Origin of the sequence: Micromonospora sp. NPDC005367 (assembly GCF_040606825.1) — a bacterium.
Classification (GTDB): domain Bacteria; phylum Actinomycetota; class Actinomycetes; order Mycobacteriales; family Micromonosporaceae; genus Micromonospora.
The window spans coordinates 25,679-32,231 of sequence record NZ_JBEXFP010000054.1 but is presented as its reverse complement, the minus strand read 5'-3'; the positions used below and the strand labels follow the sequence as shown (position 1 = coordinate 32,231).

7 protein-coding genes are annotated in these 6,553 nt (G+C 72.0%); 1 reads left to right on the top strand and 6 read right to left on the bottom strand.

What is annotated here, in order from left to right; genetic code table 11:
* Positions 1-122: 122 nt before the first annotated feature.
* The 5 genes from ABZS42_RS27365 to ABZS42_RS27345 form a co-directional block, all read right to left on the bottom strand.
* Entirely contained in the window at positions 123-2,138 is a 2,016-nt protein-coding gene (locus ABZS42_RS27365) for a hypothetical protein (protein WP_355150007.1), read from the bottom strand.
* A 286-nt stretch (positions 2,139-2,424) separates the two neighbouring features.
* Positions 2,425-3,084 carry a spermidine synthase gene (locus tag ABZS42_RS27360; protein ID WP_355150005.1) on the bottom strand — a complete coding sequence of 220 codons (660 nt, stop codon included), beginning with the start codon at positions 3,082-3,084 and terminating at the stop codon, positions 2,425-2,427.
* A gap of 85 nt (positions 3,085-3,169) precedes the next feature.
* Positions 3,170-3,592, bottom strand: a complete 423-nt coding sequence (locus ABZS42_RS27355) for an acyl-CoA thioesterase (protein ID WP_355150003.1) — start codon at positions 3,590-3,592, stop codon at positions 3,170-3,172.
* A 43-nt stretch (positions 3,593-3,635) separates the two neighbouring features.
* On the bottom strand, positions 3,636-4,421 hold the full coding sequence (locus tag ABZS42_RS27350; protein ID WP_355150002.1) for a hypothetical protein: 786 nt from the start codon (positions 4,419-4,421) through the stop codon (positions 3,636-3,638).
* Positions 4,418-4,921 carry a SigE family RNA polymerase sigma factor gene (locus ABZS42_RS27345; protein WP_355150000.1) on the bottom strand — a complete coding sequence of 168 codons (504 nt, stop codon included), beginning with the start codon at positions 4,919-4,921 and terminating at the stop codon, positions 4,418-4,420. Before ABZS42_RS27345 ends, ABZS42_RS27350 begins: the two co-directional genes overlap by 4 nt.
* Before the next feature lie 143 nt (positions 4,922-5,064).
* Here ABZS42_RS27345 and ABZS42_RS27340 point away from each other — a divergent pair, with 143 nt between their 5' ends.
* Entirely contained in the window at positions 5,065-5,877 is an 813-nt protein-coding gene (locus ABZS42_RS27340) for a DUF3152 domain-containing protein (protein ID WP_355149998.1), read from the top strand.
* 43 nt (positions 5,878-5,920) lie between these two features.
* Here the strand turns inward: ABZS42_RS27340 and ABZS42_RS27335 are convergent, their stop codons facing one another.
* Positions 5,921-6,382 (bottom strand): DUF5709 domain-containing protein, encoded by a 462-nt coding sequence (locus ABZS42_RS27335; RefSeq protein WP_355149996.1) that lies wholly within the window; start codon positions 6,380-6,382, stop codon positions 5,921-5,923.
* Between the last annotated feature and the right edge of the window lie 171 nt (positions 6,383-6,553).

The following is a 6,553-nucleotide window of genomic DNA, read 5'->3' as shown; positions in this document are numbered from 1 at the left end:
CTACCTGCCCCGATCGGCCCCGGTTCCCCCCGGCGGGACCGGGGGGTTGCCCCCCGAACCGGGGGGGCCGGCCTCCTCCCTGGCCTGGCCGCGGCCCCCTCATCGAACCGCTGCGGCCTACGTCAGTCGAGGCTGGCGCACTGACCGCTGGTGGGGCCCGACACCCGGTTGGCGGCGTCGAGGTTGATCGGCGCCGGCGCGTTGCCGGTGCACGAGAGCGGGCCGCTCACCGTGCTGTCGGCGATGATCGGCTCGACGGAACCGGTACGGTTGCCCGTCAGCACCGCCGGACCGTGGATCTCGCTCTTCACGATCGCGGTGCTGCCGCGGGTACCGGTGATGCTGACCGGGCCGCGGACCGTGCTCTCGTAGAGGTGCACGGCGGCCGCGTTCGACGCCGACACCGGCCCGGAGATCGACGAGTCGAACGCGAGCAGCGAGGCACCCGGACGTACGGTGACCGGCCCGTTGACCGTCGCGCCGGACAGGCAGGTGACACCCGAGACCGTCAACGGGCCGTTGTGCCGCTCGTCGATCGTCGTGGTGCACGTCCTGGCCAGCTGGTCGAAGCGGGCCCGGGCCACGGCGAGGCTCGGCGCCCAGTCGACCTTCGTCTGGCTCTGGGCGTTGAACTGCGGCATCTGCACCTCGCGGGCCGCGGCGATCTCCGCCGCGGTCAGGTGCTCGCTGGGACGCAGCCCGAGTACGTCGAAGCCGCGGGCGATCTCGCTGCCGTAGATCTCACCGTTGTACCAGTACGCCGACCAGAAGCCACCCAGCACGCTGCTGGTGGAGCTGATCGGGCCGCGGTCGAAGTAGGCGATCTCCCGCGGGTGCGCCGAGTCGGTGAAGTCCATCAGGGAGATACCGCCCTGGTACCACGCCTGAACGAGGATGTCCCGACCCGGTACGGGGATCAGCGAGCCGTTGTGCGCGACGCAGTTCTCCTGGAGCGTCTGCGGGACGGGCAGCTTGTAGTAGCTGGCGAACTTCAGCTTCCGGTCCACGATGTCGAAGATCGCGTCCGCGCCCCACTGCGGCTGGTCGGTGTCCCGGCAGCGGGGGCCGGTGCCACCGCCCCACTCGTCGGTGAACACGACCTTCTTGCCGTCGTTGCTGATCGTCGCCGAGTGCCAGTACGCGAAGTTCGGGTCGGACACCTCGTCGATCCGCACCGGGTTCGCCGGGTCGGAGATGTCGATCAGGATGCCGTTGCCCTCGCACGCGCCGGCGGCGAGCCCGATCGCCGGGTACGCCGTGATGTCGTGGCAGGCGTCGGTGACCGGCGACGGCCCCCACGCGCTGCCCGACGGGTGGCTCGTGGTGGGCGGGGTGTTCTGCAGACCGTCGACCGCGCCGGTCTGCGGGTCGGCGAACAGGCGCGGGTTGTTGACGACGGCGGCCTGCTCCGGAGCCGCGACCGGCACCTTGATGACGTCGATGCGCCAGCGTGCCGGGTCCGCGCCGGAGGCGGGCGTGTTGTTGCAGCCGGCCATCGTGCTGGCCGGCCGGACACCCGCCGTGCCGGAGACGTACACGTAGACGTTCGCGCTGTCGTCCGGGTCGGTCACCAGCGTGTGGGTGTGCGAGCCACGGCAGGTCTGCACGGCGGCGACCTGTACCGGGTTGGCCACGTCGCTGACGTCGAAGACGCGTACGCCCTGGAAGCGGGTGCCCGCGGAGGCGTCCGTGCCGCAGTCCAGCCGGCCGCGGGTCTCCTCGACCGACATGAAGAGCAGGTTGCCGTACACCGACAGGTCGCCCTGCCCGCCCGGACACACCACGCTGCTGACCAACGTCGGGTTGGCCGGCTGCGAGACGTCGTAGACGTTGAAGCCGTTGTAGTTGCCCTGGAAGGCGTGGCTGCCGCCGAAGGCGAGGTCCGATGCGACGTAGCCGAAGTCGCCGGGGTTCGCCGGGTTCACGAAGCCCGCCGGCTTGTCGCGGTGGGCCAGCAGATCGAGGTCGCTGCTCGCGCTCTGCGCGTCCAGCCAGCCCGCGCCGAGCCCGATCCGCGGGTCCGGTTCGGACTCCTGGCCCGACGCGGTGCCGGGCAGCAGGGCCACGAGGATAGCGGCGGTGGCCGCGGCGCCGATCAAGCGGCGTCTCCTGCCTGTGTTGCGTTGGATCTGGGTCATGCGTCTCCTCCAGCCGCGGTGTCCCCTCCTGGTCGCGACGCGCATCGACACGCGTGTACACCACGGTAAGTAAGGACCGTACCGTCTACCGGTCAGTTTGGATCATGTAAATATTTGCGGAGGACGCGAAACTGCCGCATTTCCCAACATCGGGATCGAAGTCCTGCCCGGACGGTCGTCGTTCCCGAGTCGCAGGTCCGGATCAGGTGGTAGCGCGCCGTGGGGCGTACCACGGCGACAGCGCCCGCAACTACCCGTCGACGCGCGCCGCGGTCGACCCGCGGGGTCACCGGTCGTCGCGTCGGGCCAGGTAGACCACGTCGGGCTCGCCGCGCGGCACCTCGACCCGATGCGTGGTGACCGGCCCGATCACCGCCGCCAGGCGCGTGGCGTACGCCGGTGACGCGGACGCGCTCCAGGCGGCCAGCACGCCACCGTCGGTGAGCCGTTCGCGCAGCAGCGCGAGCCCGTGATCGTCGTAGAGCGTGGCGTTGTGCTGGAAGACCGTCCAGTCCGGACCGTTGTCGACGTCCAGGCAGATGGCGTCGAAGACCTCGTCGGTCGTGCCCAGCCAGCGCACGATGTCGTCGTTGACGACCCGGACGCGGGCGTCCTCGAGAGCGTGCGCGCTGAACGGAGCCAGCATGTCCCGGTGCCACTCGATCAAGGTCGGCTCGATTTCCACTACCACGATCTCGGCGGGCACCTGCGACGCCGCGGCCTCGGCCAGGGAGAAGCCCACCCCGAGACCGCCGATCAGGATCCGAGCTCCCGCCGGCACGAGCGCCAACGACTCCCGCACCAGCAGCCGCTCCGAACTGCCCGCGCGGGTGTCCATCAGGAACACCCCGTTGCTGATGATCTCCAAGTGCTCGGCGCACCGCCGCAGGACCAGCTCGCCGCGGTCGGTCACGACCCGGTCGACCACCGTAACCGACTCACTCACCCGGCCAATCTATGCCGCCGGGCGTGGCGTGCCCACGGATTTTCCGGCCGGCCGCAGGGGTGACCGGGGCAGGTCGGACGCAGACTCAGAGACCGAGCGGCGCCGGATCGCCGGCGAGCTCACGGAACCGCTCCCGGGGGTCGGGCACCAGCCGTCGGGCCGACAGGTCGAGCAGTCCGCCCACCCCGGTCAGCGTCGCGACCCGGGTGCCGTCGGGCCGGGTGTAGTCCTGGTCGATGTGGAACGTCTTGCCCTCGCCCCAGCGGAACGCGCAGGACACGTCGACCTCGTCGCCGCCGCGCAGCTCGCTGAGGTAGCGCAGGGTGACCTCCAGCGCGACCGGACCCACGCCGGAGGCGAGGAGCCGGTCCTGTGAGATGCCGGCGGCGCGGAGGCACTCCCACCGGGCGTGCTCGCCGTACTGGAGGTAGACGGCTTGGTTCAGGTGACCTTGGGTGTCGAGCTCGTAGCCGCGGACGGTGACGCGTACCCGGAAAGGATCTTCCATGCGCCAGAGCCTACCGGTGGGTACGGGTGGGGTAGCCGGCGACTCAGAGCGGGTCTCCGCGCTTGTCGCGGGCGACGATGCCGTCCAGCCGTACGCCCGGGGCGAGCGCCTTGGGATTGAACCAGAAGATCACCACGCGGGGATCCTCGCTCCAGCGAGCCAGTGTGGCGGACACCTGACGGCCGTCGACGGTGCCGATGATCCGCGCGGCCGGTCCGACGAAGTACCCGAACGTGGGCACCGGCGGGTGGACCGGGCGGTCGCCCTGCTGGTCGTAGCCGATCTCGTGGAAGCCCGGGTGGCGGTCACGCCCCGCGACGTCGTTGATCAGGACGTCAGGCGTCAGCGCGCCGTCGGCGTCGCGGCGACCGGCCACCAAGCCGATCGTCACCTGCGGGACTTTCGGGACGTCGACCCCGACGAAGTAGAACACCCGCTCCTCGGCGCCGTACCGGATGCCACTGGAGAGCACCGCGCCGACGGGCTTCGGGCGCGACCGCCCGGGGGAGCCGGTGGTGGCGGCCGGCGTGGTGGTTGGCGTGGTCGTGGGCGTCGGCGTGGCGGTGGTCTTGGGCACGGTCGTCGGCGCGGCGGTGGGCGCACCCGCGACCGGGTCCGCAGGTCGCTGCGGCTCAGGGCCCGCCGACGTCAGCGCAACCGGTATGGCCACCACGACCGCCAGCACGAGCGCGGCCGCCCCGGCGTGGGCGACCCGGCGGCGCCTGCGCAGGCGCCGACCCTCGCGCACGACAGCGGCCAGGTCGAGCACGTCGAGGTCCGTCCGCTCGGTCGCCAGCATGGCCTCGCGGAGCCGCTCCGCCTCGTTCATCGGCAGCTCCCGTGGACCTGCCGCGTGCCGGCGTCGACGCCGCGCAGCTTCTCGAGAGCACGAGAGCTGGTGCTCTTCACCGTTCCGACCGAGACGCCGAGTTCGTGGGCCACCTGGGCCTCCGGGAGGTCGAAGTAGTAGCGCAGGACGACGATGGCGCGCTCGCGCGGGCTGAGCGTGCCGAGGATGGCGAACAGCCAGCGCCGGGTGACCACCGAGTCGGCGAGGTCCCCGTCACGTTGCTCGGGAATCTCCTCGGTGGGGTACTCCCGGATCGGTCGCCGCCAGCGGTCGACGAGGTGGTTGACGAGCACCGACCGGGCGTACCGGTAGGCGTCGTCGCCGCGGATGCGCGACCACGAGGCGTACGTCCGGGCCAGCGCGGTCTGCGCCGCGTCCTCGGCCTCGTGGCGGTCGCCGGTCATCAGGAAGGCCGCGTGCACCAACCGGCGGGAGGCGGCCCGGGCGAACTCGACGAACTCCGCGTCATCTCGTGCCATGACCGCCCGCTTCGCACTCCACGACGTTCAGGACGAGCGGGGAGCACGAAAGGTTGAGTCCGCGGGTGAACAACTTTTCACCCGTCTCGCCCGTCCTACCTGCCGCACGCCACCAGGCAACGGTGTGCGGCGAGGGGAGACGCATGTCGGGGAAGAGTACGCGGCGGGGCCTGCTGCCGGTGGTGGCGGTGCTGGGGTTGCTGACGTCCGGGTGCGCCCAGCCGGCGACGGGCGGTGAGCCGGCGGCGGCCGGCGAGCTCCCGGCCCGACCGGCCGCCGGGTTCGTCGACCCCGCCGGGCCGGTGGCCTCGCCGTCGGCCCCCGCCCGGCCGCAGCCCAGCCCGATCAGCTATCCGGCCGAGGGCGGCAACCGGTGGCGGACCGCGGCCGCCGAGACCCCCGCTCGCCGGGGCGAGGGCGAGATCATGCGCTACCGCGTGGCGGTCGAGCGGGACATCCGGGGCATCGAGACCTCGGCCTTCGCGGCGGAGGTCACCGGGATCCTGAACGATCCGCAGGGCTGGGCCGGCGACGGGACGTTGACCCTGCGCCGGGTCGGGCCGGGGCAGGCCGCCAACCTCACCATCTACCTGGCCACCCCGGGGACCCGCGACAAGCTCTGCGGGGACGTGCCGGACGGCTACACGTCATGCCGCAACGGCGCCAAGGTGGTGCTGAACGTGGCGCGCTGGGTGAAGGGCGTGCCGCGGTACGGCGCACCCCTGGCCACCTACCGCGAGTACATGGTCAACCACGAGGTGGGGCACCGGCTCGGCCACGGGCACGAACGCTGCCCCGGCCGCGGCGAACCGGCCCCCGTCATGCAGCAGCAGACGCTCGGCCTGCACGGCTGTACCGCCAACGCCAAGCCGTACCTCGACGGCGAGCCCTACCGGGGACGCTCCGGGACGTACGACGATCCCATCCCGCCCCGCGAACGCGGCCGGGCGGGCTGAGGCCGGCGACGTCCGGAGGGGTCGGCGGTGCGGCGGAGGCAGCTCACCGCAACGGGCCGTCGCCCATTCCGTTCGGGTCGTCCACCACGTGGATGGCGGCCTCCTCCGCGCTGGCCGCGCCGGCGTCGATCCCGGCGTCCCAGGCCACCGAGTCGGGCTCCTCGTCATCGCGGAAGCCCTCGTCGTATTCGACGAGGCGGCCCGCCCGCGGCTCCTGCTCGTAGCCGCGCCGGATCAGCTCGTCCTCGTCGTCGGTGCCCTCCGCGTACGGGTCGATGTCCGGCTCCTCCTCCGCGAGCAGCTGATCGAGGGACTCGCCCGCCCGCTCCTCGGCGGGAGTCGTGCCGTACCGGTTCGCGCCGTACCAGTGATCCGGCGCGGCGATGCCGGTGTCGAGCGGATCGGTGATCCGATCGCCGTCGAGAGTGTCGGAAGAGTCCAGGACCCCGTCGTCCTCGGCGACGTTCCACTCCTCGAGCCGGTCGGTGCTGTCGGTCTCGCTCATGATCTTCTCCCCTCGTCGCCCCTGCGGCGACCAGGCAAGCCTAGGACGCCCTTCCGTCGATCGTGAGAAGGGGACACGTTCAGCGGTGGTGACCAGGCGACAGTGGGCCCCCGGCGGGAGGTCTCACCACACCGGAACCGGCCGGTTCCGCCCTCGGTCCGCCTTCGCCGC

What these genes read in the sequence shown, in the direction of transcription:
- ABZS42_RS27365 (WP_355150007.1), bottom strand. Translation starts at nt 2,138, where the DNA reads ATGACCCAGATCCAACGCAACACAGGCAGGAGACGCCGCTTGATCGGC.
- ABZS42_RS27355 (WP_355150003.1), bottom strand. Translation starts at nt 3,592, where the DNA reads ATGGAAGATCCTTTCCGGGTACGCGTCACCGTCCGCGGCTACGAGCTC.
- ABZS42_RS27350 (WP_355150002.1), bottom strand. Translation starts at nt 4,421, where the DNA reads ATGAACGAGGCGGAGCGGCTCCGCGAGGCCATGCTGGCGACCGAGCGG.
- ABZS42_RS27345 (WP_355150000.1), bottom strand. Translation starts at nt 4,921, where the DNA reads ATGGCACGAGATGACGCGGAGTTCGTCGAGTTCGCCCGGGCCGCCTCC.
- ABZS42_RS27340 (WP_355149998.1), top strand. Translation starts at nt 5,065, where the DNA reads ATGTCGGGGAAGAGTACGCGGCGGGGCCTGCTGCCGGTGGTGGCGGTG.
- ABZS42_RS27335 (WP_355149996.1), bottom strand. Translation starts at nt 6,382, where the DNA reads ATGAGCGAGACCGACAGCACCGACCGGCTCGAGGAGTGGAACGTCGCC.